Source organism: Epilithonimonas hispanica (assembly GCF_003385395.1).
Lineage (GTDB): Bacteria > Bacteroidota > Bacteroidia > Flavobacteriales > Weeksellaceae > Epilithonimonas > Epilithonimonas hispanica.
The window spans coordinates 1-19,070 of sequence record NZ_QNUG01000026.1; the positions used below are offsets into that span (position 1 = coordinate 1).

15 protein-coding genes are annotated in these 19,070 nt (G+C 30.9%); 3 read left to right on the top strand and 12 right to left on the bottom strand.

What is annotated here, in order from left to right; genetic code table 11:
* Positions 1 to 80 precede the first annotated feature (80 nt).
* Positions 81 to 1,091, bottom strand: a complete 1,011-nt coding sequence (locus DRF58_RS12025) for an RNA-dependent RNA polymerase family protein (RefSeq protein ID WP_123902405.1) — start codon at positions 1,089 to 1,091, stop codon at positions 81 to 83.
* Between the two features lie 386 nt (positions 1,092 to 1,477).
* On the opposite strand from DRF58_RS12025, the gene DRF58_RS12030 reads away from it, so the two are divergent.
* On the top strand, positions 1,478 to 2,668 hold the full coding sequence (locus tag DRF58_RS12030) for a hypothetical protein (RefSeq protein ID WP_116035760.1): 1,191 nt from the start codon (positions 1,478 to 1,480) through the stop codon (positions 2,666 to 2,668).
* Positions 2,669 to 2,684: 16 nt separating this feature from the next.
* On the opposite strand, the gene DRF58_RS12035 is transcribed toward DRF58_RS12030, so the two are convergent.
* Together DRF58_RS12035 and DRF58_RS12040 are read right to left on the bottom strand one after the other, a co-directional pair.
* On the bottom strand, positions 2,685 to 4,052 hold the full coding sequence (locus DRF58_RS12035; RefSeq protein ID WP_116035762.1) for a 5-methylcytosine restriction system specificity protein McrC: 1,368 nt from the start codon (positions 4,050 to 4,052) through the stop codon (positions 2,685 to 2,687).
* Between the two features lie 12 nt (positions 4,053 to 4,064).
* On the bottom strand, positions 4,065 to 6,602 hold the full coding sequence (locus tag DRF58_RS12040; RefSeq protein WP_245955427.1) for an AAA family ATPase: 2,538 nt from the start codon (positions 6,600 to 6,602) through the stop codon (positions 4,065 to 4,067).
* 133 nt (positions 6,603 to 6,735) lie between these two features.
* Between DRF58_RS12040 and DRF58_RS12045 the strand changes: the two genes are divergently transcribed.
* Positions 6,736 to 7,437 carry a restriction endonuclease subunit S gene (locus DRF58_RS12045; RefSeq protein ID WP_116035764.1) on the top strand — a complete coding sequence of 234 codons (702 nt, stop codon included), beginning with the start codon at positions 6,736 to 6,738 and terminating at the stop codon, positions 7,435 to 7,437.
* Here the strand turns inward: DRF58_RS12045 and DRF58_RS12050 are convergent.
* From DRF58_RS12050 to DRF58_RS12080, 7 genes are all read right to left on the bottom strand, one after another.
* Entirely contained in the window at positions 7,376 to 8,002 is a 627-nt protein-coding gene (locus DRF58_RS12050; RefSeq protein ID WP_116035765.1) for a restriction endonuclease subunit S, read from the bottom strand. The two genes, DRF58_RS12045 and DRF58_RS12050, sit on opposite strands and share 62 nt — an antisense overlap.
* Before the next feature lie 31 nt (positions 8,003 to 8,033).
* On the bottom strand, positions 8,034 to 9,047 hold the full coding sequence (locus tag DRF58_RS12055; RefSeq protein WP_116035767.1) for a PDDEXK nuclease domain-containing protein: 1,014 nt from the start codon (positions 9,045 to 9,047) through the stop codon (positions 8,034 to 8,036).
* Entirely contained in the window at positions 9,040 to 10,656 is a 1,617-nt protein-coding gene (locus DRF58_RS12060) for an HsdM family class I SAM-dependent methyltransferase (RefSeq protein WP_116035769.1), read from the bottom strand. Before DRF58_RS12060 ends, DRF58_RS12055 begins: the two co-directional genes overlap by 8 nt.
* Positions 10,657 to 10,662: 6 nt before the next feature.
* Entirely contained in the window at positions 10,663 to 13,737 is a 3,075-nt protein-coding gene (locus DRF58_RS12065) for a type I restriction endonuclease (RefSeq protein WP_116035770.1), read from the bottom strand.
* 246 nt (positions 13,738 to 13,983) lie between these two features.
* Positions 13,984 to 15,597, bottom strand: coding sequence for a hypothetical protein (locus DRF58_RS12070; protein WP_116035772.1), 1,614 nt, complete (start codon positions 15,595 to 15,597; stop codon positions 13,984 to 13,986).
* 1 nt (position 15,598) lies between these two features.
* Positions 15,599 to 16,243, bottom strand: a complete 645-nt coding sequence (locus DRF58_RS12075) for a hypothetical protein (RefSeq protein ID WP_116035773.1) — start codon at positions 16,241 to 16,243, stop codon at positions 15,599 to 15,601.
* Between the two features lie 66 nt (positions 16,244 to 16,309).
* A complete protein-coding gene (locus tag DRF58_RS12080; protein ID WP_116035775.1) occupies positions 16,310 to 16,774 on the bottom strand; it encodes a hypothetical protein in 465 nt (154 codons plus the stop codon).
* 268 nt (positions 16,775 to 17,042) lie between these two features.
* On the opposite strand from DRF58_RS12080, the gene DRF58_RS12085 reads away from it, so the two are divergent.
* Positions 17,043 to 17,447 carry a helix-turn-helix domain-containing protein gene (locus tag DRF58_RS12085; RefSeq protein ID WP_116035777.1) on the top strand — a complete coding sequence of 135 codons (405 nt, stop codon included), beginning with the start codon at positions 17,043 to 17,045 and terminating at the stop codon, positions 17,445 to 17,447.
* Between the two features lie 79 nt (positions 17,448 to 17,526).
* Here DRF58_RS12085 and DRF58_RS12090 read toward each other — a convergent pair whose 3' ends face one another.
* Together DRF58_RS12090 and DRF58_RS12095 are read right to left on the bottom strand one after the other, a co-directional pair.
* Positions 17,527 to 18,564, bottom strand: coding sequence for a reverse transcriptase domain-containing protein (locus DRF58_RS12090; protein WP_116035778.1), 1,038 nt, complete (start codon positions 18,562 to 18,564; stop codon positions 17,527 to 17,529).
* Between the two features lie 177 nt (positions 18,565 to 18,741).
* Entirely contained in the window at positions 18,742 to 19,068 is a 327-nt protein-coding gene (locus DRF58_RS12095) for a hypothetical protein (protein WP_116035780.1), read from the bottom strand.
* Positions 19,069 to 19,070 lie beyond the last annotated feature (2 nt).

Consider the following 19,070-nt stretch of genomic DNA (forward strand, 5'->3'; position numbering starts at 1 on the left):
TCTTCTGTCCCAAAATGAGCCGTAAAACTAAATATATCCATATAATTACCTAAATTACAGTCAAATATAGTGAATTATTCCTAATTACGGATATTCATAAAATTTTTTATTTCTCCTAGATCATCCACATTTGCTATTATGATAATATCATCAGAATATCTTCTATAAAATCCACCCTTACCCTTTACGACTATATCTAGAATGTTTTTATCAAAATCCAACAAATATAAATTTGCAAGAACTGCACTTATAGGTAATCCTTGAGGAATACCTACTTGAATTTTTTCTTTATTGTAAAATGAGTTTTTATAAATTCTTAATTTCCCTTGTTTTATAGTATTTCGAAAATCTGCATTTGACTCAAAGAAACTTTTAAAACCTTTTTCTCTTCTTATTTTTGCTAATTTTTTTTCATCAAAACCAGATTGTTTACCACTTTTTTGTATTCTAATTCGCAAATCATCTCTTAATACATAACTGAAATTTGTACAAGATTTGAAAACGTTTTTGTGATCTGGAGGTAATTCTTCCTCACCTAATAGATCGCTCCACTTTTTTTCTAACAACTGATGGTCTAAGCTTGAAAAAAAACTTTCTATATCAAAAGTTAGTACCCCTACTTCCTCTTGGCAATCGCTACGATCTCTAATCTCATCAAAAACTTCTTTAGCAAAATGAATCGTACTCTTTCCTTTTCCAGTTTCGTCTAAAATAATTTTCCTGTAAGCATTAACGCAATCGTCGAGTCCAAGATCTTTTTTTAATGCCGTTTCATACAATTCATTTAGTATTGAGGCGTAATATCCATAAATTAAAGCGTCAAAATGTGTAGCATAATGAAGAGGTCTTTTTTTTGCTGTTTTTTCAAATTTGAAATCATTGAGTTTGAAATTATGCGTCCTCTCTTTTTCATTTAAATGTTTTTCCGAATTTACTTTTTTATATTTCCTTTCTTTAATGATCGAATGCATTAAAGGATAAAAAGCATATTTCTGTATGAAAGAAGGATCTTGGATTTTCTTTTGATAACTTTTCCAATTTTCATTGATGCGTAAACTCGGGGATAAATGTAAATATCCCTTGGTTTTCATCCAATTTGGTTTGACTGTATCATTTGTCATAAAAAACCCCGTAGAAAGTTCTAGCAATAATGATTATTAAATTTACATACCTCCGAAGAGTGGACTAGTACCCATTAACTGAGTCATTGTAATGTTCGTAAAGATGTACTGCAACTAATTGATGTTGCTCCAGTTAAACCCTATTTAATAACAGAATTAATGAATTTGGAACTAATAATTAAATTACTTATCTTGTGGCTTGAATGCGTGATGCTCCTTGTAACGGGAATATCGCATTGCAAACTTTTATCCTGCAAAAGCAGTAAGACCGAAGTCCTGTAGTCCTGACTAGATGTAAAAAATCAACTTCCTACGAGTACATCAAATATAGGAAAATAAAAAACTAAATAACTACTATGAGTAACTTTCAAATTGGTGATCTTATTTCTTTAAAAAACCACCCTTATTCTTTAAATCAAAAGACGAAAATTGGAGCAAATGCTTTAATGACCCCACCACTTATGGTAGTTACCGAAATATTAAAGCAAAATAAATTCAATCCAGATTCTGAGAATGAAGAAAAACTTTTAGGACAAGTTTTGGGCACTTTCTATAACTCTAAAAATTGTAATTACGAAAAATTTTGGTTTAATATTGACGAAATAATTCCTATTACTAATGCAGAAAAAGAGAATATAGAAGAGAACATTGCGGGTAAAAAAACAGTTCCAACCGAATTAACTGCTGTAAAAAAAGAATATAAAGGAAAACAAGTGATTTTAAATACTGCTGATGCAGAATTGGGGAAAAAGAAAATCAGTTGGAGTGAAGAAGGTGATAAAGAAAAATTTCGTACTGAGTCCTATATGGATTTCTTACCGCCAGTAATGACCGTAATTGACGTTGTTGAAAATTCTAAATTTTTAAAAGATAGAAGAGATCCAAAAGATGGTACGTTGAAAAAGGATTCTTGCAAATTCTTATTAAAATGCAAATGGTTTAACCCTTCTAAACAATCATTTTCCGAGGATTTTATCCCTTTTAACATTGTAGAGGAAGTTATCTTTGATCAAGAAAAAATTGATATTATACAATTGGGTATGAGTGGAAGTAAATTATTTAAAATTCCAAAAATCACTCCATTTGAAGGACATCCTAAAAGTCAAATTAATAATACGTTAGTTGAAATCATCAACATAATTCTTTTAAATCATAAAGTACGGATCGTATATTCTGACTATTTTTCAAAAAAAGTGAAATCATCTTATTTACAAGATTTCGATTTTGAATCAACGAAGTTTAAAATTACAGATTTAGCTAAAAATAAATTTCCAGATTATTCGTCGAGCGTCTTTAATGATATAAAAAAATTATCTTGGGAGCAAGATAAGTTTTATGAAATCAACTATACCGACAGAAAAGGAAGATTTACACAAAGAATAATAACCAATTGCTCTACTAGCACATTTGAAAACGAAGATGAAATTGAAGAAACTTTTATCATTGCGAATTGCTTATTAAGAAAAGGAGACATTCGTCATTTTCGTTTAAAAAACATTATTGAACGATCGACTTTAACTAAAGATTTCGAAAACTTAATAATGTAACTTTAAACTGAACAGTTTAATTCACAAGTAAATTAATTTCTTGTAAATACATTTTTTTATATGAAGAAGAAACTCTGAATGAACTTTCGAAAAGGGGAATTTCTTCAGTTTCTTCTTTTACTTTGAAATCTTCTTGAGTGTGCTGATCTTTTTCTGTGAAATTTAAGTTTCCGGGATAAATGAAATATGTAGAAATCACGTCATCATTCTCGATTCCCAATTCTCTGTAAACACTATTTAACCTGGTATAGCCAGCCAATTGTCGTGCATCTTCCATCGTGGGATTTCCGTTTGAATAACGTGGTTTGTACTTCGCATCTACAACAGCTTTTATTCCAGAATTTGTATTTATAATAAAATCTGGTTCTTGTTTATTGAATTTTTTATGATATTGCACTTCTCCTTCCAAAGAGTATCTGTCACGAAGTTTTCCAAATACAAACAATTCAAATAACTTACTCATATCTATCCAAAATGGCGGATGCAATGTTTTTGCTTTGTTGGAGTTTTTAGAAATATTGTAGTCATTTAACGCCAAAATTTGATTTCCTAATTGAATTGCACGATTATAGTTTTTAAAAAACGGATTACTCTCTTTAAAATCCAATTTACTGAAAGTATTGTCGCTTACCTGATGGAAACCACCATTGCAGTATCTTTGAATTTCTACTAAGTTTTTATATATGTCTGAATTGTTCGAATAATCTTCCAAATGAATTGAAACACAAGATAAAACAAATTTCAAAAATTGGTTTAATTCAATGTCAAAGCCAAATTCCTGAAATTTACAAATTGTTTTTGTGTAACGATTTTTAAGTATATTTTGTTTGATTTGTTGTCCTACCAATACTTTTCCTTTAACTTTATTGTTTAAATTTTCAACCTTTTCGTAATATGATTTTTTCAAACCCTTCTTTACTAAATCTTTTACAACAGATAAAAACTGGGCAATTAAAAAAGGTGTTAAAAGTGGTTGTAATTGATTGTCAATTTCAATCCAATCTTCATCGAATTTTGTAGAGATCAAGCCATCTAAATGTTCAAAGTTTTCTGGTTCTTTCAATGATTCCAAAAGCATTTGAACATAATTTACTTGTTTTTCTTCATTATTAATCTTTGGCTCAATATAGATGTTAGCTCCTAAATTTGGAAAACAATCTAAACCAATATAATAATAAGACGAAGAAATACTGCAGGAGTATTGATTTTCCTCAGAATTTCTATTTAATGAAATGGAAACACAGTTTTTTTCTTTATCATTTTCAAAATTTATTTTATCTTCTAAAGTTGATAAATCAAAATAGTGCTCCCAATTTTCAATTTTTTGAAAAATAGAAATATGGTCTTTATTATAATATTCAAAATGTTCTGAAATCCTTAGCATTCTAATGTATGATTAAAGAGAATTAATTATACTTCTTGCCGATTCTTTCAAAATGCCATCTTTTATATACTCCTCTAGTATAGGTTTTATTTCATACCTAATTCTAAAATTGAAATCAACAGGTTTTTCTTTAATATCTTCACCAATCTCATTTTTTTCATAATGCTGAATAAAATAAGAATGTCCTAACCAAACATCTTTAGGATCGAAATCTGCAGTCATATATTCTGACTTTTTCATCACCACATTATCATCCGAATAATCGATAGATGAATCATAATTTTCAATAAATAATGAAGCAACTTTAGCAAAAACATCATCTTTAAAATCATCTTTTAATTCTGATTCTAAATTTTTTGGTAATACATCTACGAAAGCAAAACGTCTTCTAATAGCATAATCGATATGACCGACACTTCTGTCTGCGGTATTCATTGTACCAATAATGTATAGATTTGGCGGGAGAATCAGTTGGTTTGAATCTCCTATTTTATATATCGATTCTACATTTTCGCCACGGTACTCCAATGCATAAATGAGCTCTCCTAAAACAGATGAAACATTGGCTCGGTTGATTTCATCGATTATTAGGACGTAGTTTTTGAGTTCTACTTTCGCAACACTTATTTCTGCTTCTACCTTTAAATTATTCTTCTCAAGATAATCTTGAAACAAATTTAAAACCCTAACAAAATAGCTTGCATGCTGTCTTGCCAATCCAGAAATAAGTTTATTTTGTTTTATATCTTTTCTTTCAATATTTCCATCTAAATATGCTTGTAAAATATCTGAATACAACATTCTATTTCCATTTCTTGACCACCCATCATTATCTCCTTTGTAGCGGAAGGCATTTTCATCATCTGAAGAAAAAAGTGAAACATTTTTTGTTAATGAAAAACGTCCTTCATTTTTTTCCATTTCATCATTCAGAAATTCCTTAAATGAGTCAAAATATTGGTGCAATTTATTTTCCTTTGACAATGTGTAACTGTCTTTTTTACTTTCATTAAAATTCTTTACTGAAGCTTCTGCAATCAATCCCAATATTTTGTTCTCAGCTTCAAAAAAAATCCCTTCACCATTAAGATTTGGTTTTGCAACAATTCCTCTTACAAAATCTTCATATGTGTAACTTGGATGGAATTGTATAAGTTTAAATTGTTCGTTTTCTTGTAGTTCATTCACATTATAATGACCCAACATTGTTAATGCTATGTTTTTTGCTAATCTTGTCTTACCAGTTCCAGGAGGACCTTGGAGGATGATTTGTTTTTTGTATTGAAGAACTTTTGAAACTTTACTTACATACACGGTTGGTAAAATTAAGTTTCCATCAATAATTGATAAAAGTTCTTCATAATATTTCTTACCAATTAGTTTTTCGGAGTTGTATGTTGTTATGTCCGTCAAGGTCTTCAATACTAAAGTGTGATCTACACTCCAGCTACCTTTTGCTCTCCATTTAACTTTTCTACAATGCTTATAATCATCTTTTTCCTCATCAAAATAATAATCAGAAATAACCTCACCATAACCTAAAAGTTCATATCTCCCTTTTTTTACAATTATTACGTCTCCAACATTTATAGTATTAGCAAAATCGTAATTAGCAGTTGCATCATTATTCCGATTTGTCTTACTGTCATAAATTGAAAGTAGCTTTTGTTGAATCTCACTTTTATTACTATATCCGGTTAAGTTGCCTAAATCATCCCAACCTAATGCCATTATTCCTTCCGCATAAAGACCATCCCATTTGTAAGCGTTTTCACCAGGTGAATAGATCCAATATTTTTTCATATGATTTGTTTCAAAATTTATTTCGTCTAATAAATCAGCATATTCCTTTAGATTAATTACTTTTTCCTTTAGGTAGACTATAACTTGATTCTTGTTTATCTCTTTTTCTTCTTTTATTCCTTTAATTAACAACTTAGCTAAAGTACCAAAATAGCTACCAAAAGCTAAAGTTCTATTCTCTTGTGGAAATGTGCTGTAAAAAACACACATAGCATCATAATTAGTACTCCTCTTCAAGACGTGCTTATTTAAATTTTGCCAGAATGGATAATAAACCGGATACATTAATGGATTCTGACAATGCTTAATTACAGAAAATATATGTGACTTAAATGAATTAAGATTCTTATTCAAAACGTAATTGAAATCACTTAAAGTTGTTGTAGATTTTATAGTATTAAATAAATTGAAGAGTCTTAATTGAGTTCCATCTTCAAGAGTTGTATTTTCTTTAAAATTGTTTATTCGATCTGCAACTTTAACGATGGAATTAATTTTAGAAGTAAAAAAACCTAATTTATCCGTGTCGCTTTCTTTAAAATCCTCATGAGACTTCAACACATCTATCACATATTGAATATCTTGAAGACTTCGGGCGCTATTTAGCTTATCTAGTTTATTTTCAATAGGAACAAGCCAATTTTTATTTTTTTCACTTTCAAATATGTCATTAAAATCGGAAAAATAATTTTCTGTTATAACTTGAAAAGATTTATTGTGTAATTCTAAATAGTCTTGAACTGTCATTCTTACTTTTATTTTAAATTCTTGAATCCTACCAAATTCATAAGTTTCACAAAAATACATTTTTGCATTTAACAAAAAGTACGGGATTCCGTAAAAACTTAATCTCAATCAGCTAAATGATAATTTAGAGCATATGGCAAAAACGCTCTACGATTATTGGTTTGTACAGTTTGACTTCCCAGACGGAAAACCTTATAAATCAAGCGCTAGGGAAATGGTTTTTAATGAAGTTTTGAAAAGAGAGATTCCTGCAGATTGGGAAGTGAAAAGTTTATATCAAATTGCAGATACAGGATCTGGAGGAACTCCAAAATCTACAATAAAAGAATATTATGAAAATGGGAAAATACCTTGGATAAATAGCGGAGAGTTAAATAATCCTTTTATAATTGCAACCAAAAACTTCATTACTGATTTTGGAATGAAAAATTCTAGTGCAAAACTCTTTCCAATAAATACTATTCTAATGGCGATGTATGGCGCAACTGCTGGTAAAACAAGTATTATTTCATTTGAATCGACAACCAATCAAGCTGTTTGTGCTGTAATTCCTAAATCAAATAATTTACTTCATTATACCAAATTCGTTCTTGATGATATGTATCAATATTTAATCAATTTAAGTACTGGATCGGCAAGAGATAATCTTTCACAAGACAAAATAAAAAATTTAAATCTGATCATTCCAGAAGAGGAAATTCTTAGACAATTTTCTATCCAAACCACATTGTATTATAAAAAAATTGAAAACAATTTAATACAAAACCAACAACTTAGCAACTTACGAGATTGGCTTTTGCCAATGCTAATGAACGGACAGGTAAAAGTGGAGTGATTTTGTAAAATAAATTATCATTTATCTTATTATTGAGCTCAATTTTATCATCTAATGTAGAAAGTATAGAAGCTATTTTTTGTTGGGTTGGTAAATCTGGTAAAATTAATTCTAGCCGTTTAAAATTAGTCGTTGCTTGAGCTAACGCAGGAACGCCAACGTGATTTTTGAAAGACAAGAGTTTTTTCTGACCATATTCTGAATGAAACAAATAAACCATAAAAGCCGTACTAATTTTAGAATCATTAAACCTAACTCGAAATTGACTTTGTGAAATAACATATTTATCATATTTAGAATTTTCCGGAATAAAAGAAATTTGACCAAGTGTACCTCGATGTGTTATCACAATGTCACCTCTTTTTGCAATTGCTTTTCTAAATGTATTTGCCTTTTCCTCACTCACATATTTGAAGGAATTTTCCGATAATTTATATCCCGTTAAATTTGAACCATTTAAAACTGGTACTCCAATATTAATAAAATTATCAATCTTGATATCTGAACCAAATGGCCCCATTGAAATTTCATCAATTAATGTAGAAAGTAGTATCTCATTATTCATCCTTCAATCCTTTTTTTCGTTCTACAATCATTTAGTAAATTTTATTGCGTTCAATTCGTTCTTTGGCTTCTATTAGTAGTTGATGTATTTTTGCTTCCAGCTCAGCTTTTGATGGCAATGTTGTCCAATATTCGGCTACCATAATTCCGTCTTTGTGCATTTCTAATAATTCCACTTGTTCTTTGTTACTTTCCGCACATAAGATTAAGCCAATAGGTTCGTTTTCGCCTTCTTGCTTTTCATATTTGCTGAGCCATTTTAGATAAAGTTCCATTTGACCTTTGTGAGACGCTTCAAATTTTCCTAGTTTTAATTCAATAGCAACCAATCGCTTTAATTTTCTATTGTAAAATAGAAGATCTAAGTAAAAATCGTCGCCATCGATAATCATTCGTTTTTGGCGCTCCATAAAGGCAAAACCTTTACCTAATTCCAAAATAAAACTTTCCAGTTCCTGTAGAATAGCACGCTCTAAATCATTCTCTAAATAAGTGTTTTTCAAATTTAGAAAATCTAATAGGTAAGGATCTTTGAAGGAATTTTGTAAATCTGATGGAAATTGTGATAGTTGTGTATCGGCAATTTCTCGTCGTTCAAAAGCTTTTCGACTTATTTGGTTGCGGAGTTCGCGTTTTCCCCACTGCTCTTCGATTGATTTTTGAGCATAAAAAAGTTTCGATTCTTTAGATTTTAAGGGTAATAACTCTATAAAATGAGACCAACTCAATTGTGTAGCCAGTGGCGACACAATTGATAAATCAGAAAAATCATTTGAAAATTGCATCATTCGTCTTACATTTCTTTCTGTAAAACTTCGTCCATATTTATCTTCTAATTGAGCAGCTACGGTAGAAACAATTGCTTTTGCATATTCTGCACGTTGGTTATTGAGTATTTCTTCATTAATTCGTTTTCCAACTTGCCAAAACAATAAAGTTAGCGCACTATTGGCAACAGTGGAGACTTGCTTTTTACTTTGCTCAATTAAAGCGGAAAGCTCATTAAATAAGTTTTCATTATCCTGTTTTTCTAAAAATTTATTCATACTTCAATCCTTTTAATTGCTTCTGAATTTCTAGATTTAAAGCATTTCCCTCTGCAAAAAGAGATTGTAAGTTTGTTTCAAAATCATTCATCTTTTCTGCAAATTCTTCTGCGGTAATATCGAGATATTCAATTTTCACTTCAAAATATTGTCCTGCAGAAAAAGAATAATTTTTTGCTGCAATATCTTCCTTGCTTACGACAACAGATAAATCTTCAACCGCTTCTTTATTGTTAAAGGTTTCAATGATTTTAGCTTCCTCTTCTGGCTTTAAAACAGTGCGTTGGTTTTTACCTTCTTTTACGGTTTCTCCTAATTTAGAAGCATCCATCAATACAATGTGCTGATTGTCTGCCTTTTTATCCAACAATATAACAGAAACATTGGTTCCGGTACTTGCAAAAATATTGCTCGGCATACTCACCACGCCACGAAGCCATCCGTTTTCTATCAAACGTTCCCTAATCTTTTTCTCTATACCACTTTGTGCAGTAATAAAACCTGTTGGAACTACAATTGCAGCTTTCCCACTATCACTTAAACTGTGCATAATATGTTGTATGAACAATAGGTAAATTGCCATCGATTCCTTTTTGCTTTTTGGAATATTGGGAATTCCGGCAAAGAATCTTTTTTTGAAAGCATCCTTATCCAAATCTGCGTGAAAATCAGAAAAATCCAATTTAAATGGTGGATTTGAAACAATGTATTCAAATTTTGTATCTAAATAAGAAGGCAATGCAATAGTGTTGGTCTTGATGATATTCGGAATAGAATGTGTCAGGTTATTCAACACCAAATTCAAACGCAACATATTACTCGACTTTTGCGAAATGTCTTCGGAATAAATGGTACAGTTTTCTTCGCCAATTTCGTGTGCTAAACTCATAAGTAAAGTTCCCGATCCAGCACTTGGATCATAACATTTCACACCTTTTACTGGTTCTGGAACTAAGATCTGCGCCATTATACGAGCAACTGAATGTGGCGTATAATATTCGGCATATTTTCCTCCAGAATCGGTATTGTAATCTTTAATTAAATATTCAAAAATTGTAGCAAAGAAATCGTATTTCTGCTCAAACATTTCTTCGAAAGAAAACTCAAATAATTTATTGATTAATGCTTTTGCAAAAGCATCACGTTGAGAAGAATCCGAAATAAACTGCGTAAGTTCATCAAATAAAGTATCTTTTGCTCCTGTGAAAGATTTTACCGAAAAAACATCGGCATTTTCAATCGAAACCTGGCGTAAGGTATCATCAAATAATTTAGCAAAATCACTATCATTTTGTTTTACAAACAGATGAGAAATTAAATGCTCTGGTTGTAATCTTGGAATATTTGGATCTAAAGCATCGATTAAATCTGAATAATCATCTTCAGAAAGTGATTTCAAGGCAATAGAAAAATTCTCGGCTTCTGCCAATTTCGGCATTTCTTTTTTAACTGCGTAACGAAATTTATCGTTTAAAAATTTATAAAGAAATACCTGCGTTATGATTTTAAATTCGTTTCCATCATTTCCTAAACCATAGTTGGCACAAACACTTTTCAGGTTGTCAATCAACGATTTGGTCTTGGTCATAAAATTAATGTCCTGCGTCATTTTTATTTATCTGTATTGAAATTGTTGCAAATATTCATTTGCTATTAAATTACTAATGTTGTTTTTCATTGTTTGGTCCATCTCGATCTGCTCTTTTTTCTTAAATTCCTGTACAACCAATTGCAACAGATACCGTTTGAAAAAAGCTTCGTTCTTTATCAAATCTTCTTGTCCTTCAAGTTTGTCATCAACCTGTTGCTTCACTTGCATCAATGCTTTATGCAACTGCATTTCTTTGGTATTAAGATTTCCTTTTTCGCTTAATCTTTTATGGATTCGAGAGTATTTTTCGTCGTTTTCGTATTTGGCTTTTAGTAAAGCATTTTTACGATTAAGCTCTTTCGCCTGATCGTATAATTTTTGTAGAAGATGCATATTTTCAACCATATCGGTTTGATTGATTTCGCTTAGGTTTTTCTTTTTAAAAATCCTTTCCAACTCTTCTCTAAGACTAATAAACTGAGGATCAAATTGATCGAAATTATTTTGAAGAGACTCTCTTGCTTTGCGTAGAATATTTTTAAATTCATCAGCTAAGACTAATTCACTCTCATCTACTTTGATAAATTGAAAAATAATATCTTCAAGTGCTGTATTAAGCAAATTTTTAGAAGCTTCTTCGTTGCCAATACTTTCTACAAAATTTAGATTATCCAATCTACCTTGAGCCTCTATTAATAATCGATTCCAAATTTCAAAATCTGCAATTCCATCCAAAGCTTCATAACCATTTACGGCAATGATATTTTTTAATTCTTTTGCAGTTCTTAAAGCTTTAATTAATTGTGTAAGCTTACTCTTATCAGTTATTTGCGCAATTTGTTGAGAGAAAAGCTCTCTATTTTGCGTATCATAATGAAATAACGTTTCTTTTATTTCTTTTATTTCTTGCTTGATTTCTTCTTCTGTTTTGAATAAGTAAGAATACATCTCCATTTCATCACCAAGTTGATCTTGCAATTCATCAAAATACAATTTATTGGTGCGATCAAATGCTTTAGAAATATCGGCAAAATCAACAACGTAACCATATTGGTATTTCTTATAAGGGCGGTTTACTCTTGTGAGCGTTTGCAACAAGTTGTGATCTTGAATTACACGAGCCAAATATAATTTTTTCAAACGTTTCGCATCAAATCCAGTCAACAACATATTGTAAACAAAGAGAATATCCACTTTTGCTTTTTTGTAAGCATTGATTAATTCCTTCCGAACAGATTTATCATTTTCATCGTGAAGAATTAAAGCAGAAGTCAATTGAACCTCTTCATTTAATCCATATTTTGTTTTCGGTTCAGCAACCATTAATAGACTTGCATCCGTTTCTTGCTCACCATATTTCTCCTGAAACAAACGGAACAATTCTTTTGCTTGATCTGCAGAATCGCAAACCACCAATCCACCCAAAGAAGTGTCTTGTAAATCCCTTCTAAATTTGATTAAATCTTTGGTAATATAATCTAACAAAGGCTCAGCAAACTTAGGATGTGCATAAATATTTCGGGTAGTGATATCACCTTGTAATACTTTAATTTGATCCATCACCTCTTTCATTTCCATCTTGAAGTTACCCTCAATCTGTTCACGAATTAGACGCAAAGTATATCCATCTGCAATGGACATATTGTAATAATATTTATGAAAATAATTACCAAAAAGCATTTTAGAATCATACTCTTTCGCAACTTCTTTCAAAAGTGGAGTTCCTGTCAGAGCAATGATAACGGCTTTTCTATCGGAATTTATCAGATTTGCTAAATAATTTCCTTTTGGATTGTAGCTGCGGTGTGCTTCATCTAGAAAATAAACACGCTGCACATTGATATCATATTCGACATTCAATAAAGCCGTTGCATCTTCCGAAAATTTTTGAATATTGACAACAGTAATTTCTGGAACTCCGCTGTCATTATGCAACGCTCCGATTACTTGCAAATCCTTGATGAAATCCTGTTTAGAATTTACAGAATTTACTTTTAGTCCACGATTATTAAATTCACTTGAAGCTTGAATTAATAAATCTAAGCGATCAACGATAAAATAGAACTTTGGTATGATTCCTTTCTGGGCATAGAAATCGGTGAGATGTTTTACATTATAATATGCTAAAGCTGTTTTTCCAGACCCTTGTGTGTGCCAAATGATCCCTTTATTTTGTCCAGCTTCCAATTTTGTTGCTATAGCTTGCGTTGCAAATATTTGCGGATAACGCATGATATGTTTCTGATAAAAAATTTTCCCTAAGTTTTCTTCTTCAACATAAGTAATTGAATATCGTAAAATAAATTGCAAACGTTCTTTACTAAACAAAGAACTTAAAATTCGGTTGGTCGGTGTATTATCTTGTTTGTTGGTAATGTATTCTGGACTGTTCTTAATGACAACCAAATTATTATCTTTCAGCAAATCATTCTCAGTTTTTTCGTCAACAACTCTTAGAATTTGTTTTACAGGATAGTCTAAATCCTCTCGAAAATAATTAAAGTTAACTTGTTCATAGGATGGTGTTGCATAAAATGCTCCAAAAATTGGCTCTACAATTCCATCTTCATATTCCATATTATTGGAAAAAACCAATAGTTGAGAAATATTTACAAAACGACGAAATTGCTTATTTTTGAAACGAGTATTGATTCGGTTTCGTTCGGTAATGACACCTTCTTTATTGTGTGGTTTTTTAACTTCTATAAACGCTAACGGCAAACCATTTATCAGAACTGTAATATCTGGTCGGAATTCTTCATCGCCTGCCTTACAAGTTAATTCTGTGGTAATATGAAAACTATTATTGTCAAAGTTTTCAAAATCTATCAATTTAACCCCCGAAGTAGCCACTAATCTTTCATAAAACTTCTTTCCTAAATCTTCATAATCCAATTCAAGATTTATATCGTCCAAAATACGTTTTGCACCCACTTCTGTTATCTCATTAATTTTTGAAATCTGAGAGACGAAAATATTGGAGAAAATATTATTTTCTTCAATTCTATTTTGTTGGTTTAATGGAATATATTGATAACCTAAGCGCATCAAATGCAACAATGCAGGTATTTTCACTCTGGAATCTTCGTTGAATTTCATTATTAGGTTTTATAGTTTTAAACCGTTAAATATACCAAAAGAAACTTAGATAAAATGACAATCAACTTCTCATTCAAAAATTTATCTTTATTTCAGGTACTATTACTATATACCCAGTTCTTTTTCCGCATCAAACCAACTTTGATAATATAAAATATAACTTTGCACAAGCTTATCTTTAATATTTAATTGACATCCTACTTAATTTTTTAATTAATAATATAAAACCTCAATTTCTCAAAAATGCTATTCTATTTTATCGATAAATCCTTCTTTTTTGACCAATTCTTCAAGCTCATTCATCAGCTTTTCCACAAGAACTTTCATTTGATCTATTACTTCCTTATCAAGGCAGGTAAACTTATGGCGCAGAATTTTATGGTATTCCAAAGTGGGAATAAGTTTGTGCAGGAATCCATCATATAAATGTTGATAATGTATCAGATCCGGATTGCCATATAAACATAGTTGCCACAATGATTGAAAGGACAAATAATTGGGCATATAGCATAGCTTCACAAAAATGTAGGTTCTGCAAAACGAAAGAAAGAATAAAGCGAAAAGATATGGTATTCCCTGATGGTTTTCGTTTTCATTCCCAACCATACTCAAAAACTGCAAGGCATTGCCCTTTGCTGATTTGTAATAACAGTCTAGGTCTTGATGCAAATGATGGGGAAACTCCCAATGAGGCTTGGGATGATAAGGATTTGAGGCGTAAACCTTGTTTTTACCCTGTATAATGTTCGCAAAGAAATTTTGATACTTGTATAAGTGTTGCTGAATCCAATTGCGGTCGTGGCTGATAAGCACAAAGTCATATTGTTTCCCAGCTTTACTTTTAAGATAATATTGTTTCTCTTTCAGTTTTTCATTGCTCACGTTATGAGCAATTATAAGCAGATAATAGGTGATATTGTTTCCATAGATGGCTTTATGAAACAGATAGATCTCTTCTGTATTTTCCAACTTTATAATGATTTTGACTGCTTTATCAACAATTTTATCATTGTGATCCGCCAAAACATCAGGTGTTTCATTAGGTATTATAATGTCACGAGGTGATTTTTTGATCTGTTTTTTTAATTGGTCTAAGCGTTGTTCTATCATACTGCAAAGACCTTCTTCTGCAATACCGATGGCTTCAAAGAATTCGTTGTCATACATAAGTTCATCCTCACGAGCTGATCTTCTTGCTTTGTCAAATAAACTGATCAGATAATACTCCTTGGCATTTTGTTTTAAAAAATATTTTTGGATCTCAGGAGCGTAGGGTATTAAACGATAAATGCGCTCGTGCAGGTTTTTTGTATCAAAGGAAGATCCTGTATATAGGTTTTCCAGAAATTCCAAGTCATACCTGATCACCTTTTCATAGCTGAGAAAAACACTGACGAATGAACCTGCATTAATAAATTCACGGGTTTGAGACAGCAGTAAATTGCAATCGTGATAAAATCTTTCCTTGTAATTTTCAAACTTTTTATTAAACTTTTTCCAATTTCTGTCAATCAAAAGATGATTTCCATAATGCTCATTTTGATAGATCAAGGCAGATGGCTTGCAGTATAATTCAACAAAAGGATGTCCTGAATCAAACTTGTGATGGAGTTGAGTATTGTAAAATAAATGGATGTGTACTTTATGCTCAGCGTAGGCATTTCTAATCCATAGTTTTTGTTTTAGCTTATCAATATCCGTCTTGTGTTCTAAATGTATAATTAAATGGGAATCCTGAGAATATATACTTTTATTATAAAAGATCTGAATGACAATGTAATCTTGGTTAAGCTGTTTGATAGAATCTTCTAAAAATTCGTTTTCGAGTTTTGAGAATAAAAATTGTTCTGAAGTTTTCATATTAGTTAATTTTTGGGTTGTGATTTTCGATATTAAAGTAGAAGTAAATAGCCTCAAGAAACACACGGATTAAGGAGAACCACATCATTAAATCAATATGCTCTTGCAATTCTTTATCTTTCTCAAGTTTCAGAATATCATCGATAGTAAAATCTGGATTTCCAATCTTCTCAAGGAATTTTTGGTAGTATTCTTCGCCAATAACAGAAAGAATACTTAGAAAAAGCTCTTTTAAATAATCATCCAAGGGGATCGAATTAATGATATAGCTTTCTGCTTGGTAGGAATTACTATTTTCAGTTTCTTTCAAAGGAAGGATATTGCCAAATTCATCTATAAAATCAGTAAAGCTTGACACCAAAAATTGCAGGCAGGTTAGTATTCCAGCAATCTTTAAGCTATGTGGATCAATATTTGGAATTTCAACGTTTCCTGAAAACATTTCTTTGATACTATACTTTTGTATCAATCTAGGATATTGGTCAAAGAGTACATTTATATCTTCACTTCCTAATTTATCCATAAGTAGATAAATGCCTTTATTAAGTTCATCTATCTGCCTCTTGTCTGACAACAATTTAAAAGTGACATCAACCTTTTCCATCGAGTTTATGATGTTTCCGTTCGTTTTTCCTTTATTTCTCATATTAAAATCTTATTGAAATAAAGTTGCTCAGTAATTGTCAGGTATCTAATTCTTTCAAAGGATAAATTATTCTGAGGACGTGGGTTTTTTATCTTTTATTTTCTTTAAGCCTCTTTCACGAATGATTTGCGCTGAATCAAGCATTTTATTAAGATGGATGAAAAGAGTAACGATATTTGCTTCGGGTTCATCAGAATATGCACCTAATGAAAAGTAAACAATCTGCGTATTGAAATACTCGAATTCCTGCAAAGTAAATTCTTTGAAAGCTTTCTCAAAAACAAGAAATGGATTTCTGTATTCTTCATCCGAAAGCGAACCTTGAAGTAATCTGGATGGAAACTTTGGGGGACGTTTCACTTTCCATCTTTTTGCTTTGAATTGTAGTACATAACTTGCTCTTATGAATGAGCGCATACAGAGGTAATGGTGGAATATTAGAGACGGGTCTTCTTTCATCAATACTTCGCATTTCGTTGAATAGTTTATCACATCATTTAGTCTTTCTCTTACAGCGGACAGAAAATCCATTTGAAAAAATACATCTATCAGTGTCAGACAAGAATGCTTTTAATGGCTGTCCCAGAACTCAGCTTCAAAATCTATTTTTTTCTTTTTCATAATATTTAAAATTTTATCTTGATACGAATTACCGTTATCACAAGTGGATAATCAATACAGAAATTGGATATTATATCTACTGAAATGGATATTTTACAGGATAATTTTTTAACTTTACAATTCAGACAATTTAATAGAAATGGCTTTATCTTTAAGCCTTTAAAATTTGATAACCGCTATGGAACAGAAAATACATCAAGGTAGAAATGTAAAACGCTTTAGAGAAATGCTTGGGATAAAGCAGGAAGCATTAGCTTTTGACTTAGGTGATGATTGGAACCAAAAGAAAATTTCTTTGCTTGAACAAAAAGAAGAAATAGATGAAAATTTGCTCAAGGCAATATCTCAGGCTTTGAAGATTCCTGTTGAAGCTTTCCAAAATTTTGATGAAGAGCAGGCAATCAATATTATTTCAAATACATTTGATAATTGTCAACAACCAGCATCTGTATTTTACAATTCTACAGTAAATCAAATCGACCAATTTGTGAAGCTTCACGAAGAAAAGATTGCTTTATACGAAAGGATGCTGAAAGAAAAAGATGAAATGATGGATAGGCTTGAAAAGCTTATCAATAAATAAAATATAAGTAATTCGGGATAATTACTTTTTCATGGGAAAGGCTCAACTTAGGTTGAGCCTTTTTTTTAGAAGGACTTTTTTAATCTCTAATTTCCGACAGCTTTTTTAATTCTATTAAATATGTCATATATCCTTGAAATTCTTTGTCGTCAGGATTTATTTGTAACACAAAGTTTATTTGGCCGAGTAAATGCTCTAAATAATTTGTTTTTTCAATTTTCCTATGTGACATATGACCTGCTAAGCCAAATTTCTTTATATAAAATAAGTCTTGTCTTAATTTGTTTCTTTTATAAAAAACAACTTGTGGTTTCTCATTCACGACGATTCCAGTCACCGTCTGGCGACTACCTGTTCTCATTAATCTAATTTTATCTTCATTAATTTTTAGCCCAATTTTCTCAATACTGTTTTTTACAAATTCCAGAAGAACATTCTCATTAAACTCGCCAGAGAAGCTTAGGTCATCTGCATATCTCGTATATTTTATTTTTTGCTCTAAACAATAGTTTGCAATCAAGTTGTCAGTTTCTTTAAAAAAAATGTTTGACAAACAAGGACTTGTAGGAGCACCTTGAGGAAGAGAATTGTCTTTTGTACACAACTTTGCCAATAGATTTGAAATAAGTAAAGAATAACCAAGAGATTTGAAAATAGCTTCAACAGCATCAGTATTTATAGAACAGAAAAAATCTTTTAAGTCTATTGTATAGACGATAGGTTGATTCTTATGAAACTTTAGATTTTCAAAAATTCGTATTTTTTTTCTGTATGCTTTAGCGAATGGGCTTAATTTTACATTAGCCAGAATATTTTCAAGAATCCAAATGTGGATCTCCTTTAAACTGGGTAATGGTTCTGAAATTGTTCTTAGGGTACCATTCTTTTTTTTTATCTGAAAATCTCGATAAAAAGAAGGAGTATGTTTGGTTGCATTTTTTAAATACTCTTTATTATATCCAACTAGTGCAGATAAATGGGAAGTATTATAAATTACTGGTACATTATTTTTGAAAAGTAGTTCAGCATAGATTAGACAGAGTTGAATATTGTCCTCTGAGTATCCAAAAATGGATGCTTTTTTTTCGAATGCTTCTTTGTATTGTTCAAACTTCATTATCTTAAAATCGTTAATCGAGTGAGAAGTATTACCACTTCCCACTCAAATTAGTGAATACGGGTTTAAAAGGGTGGAGCTTCAGCGGAATCCTTTTAAACACGAAGGCTTGAAAGCCTATTCAATTACTGAGCAATGACATCACGGCTCAGGTGTGGTCGAAACCATCACAATATTTTAAGAAATAACTGTAAAAGTCAATTCGTCTTGTCTTGGCAAAAATATAAAATTTTTATCAATACGCGTTACTTGGCTTTTTAAATCTTTCTCAATCCATTCATTTTTATTTGTCCTCTTGTAATTATCTTTAATTAGGTCGTAATATTGTTCTCCTTTTTCTGAAAGACTTATTTTTTCATCTTCATATTTTACGAATTCATTTAATATTGCTTCCTTGGTGAGTTTGGCAATACTAGTATATGATAAACCCTCTCTAATGAGCCTATTTATATCGGTATTCTTTTTTATTGAATTAAGCAATAAGTATATTTCTTTTTCATTCATCT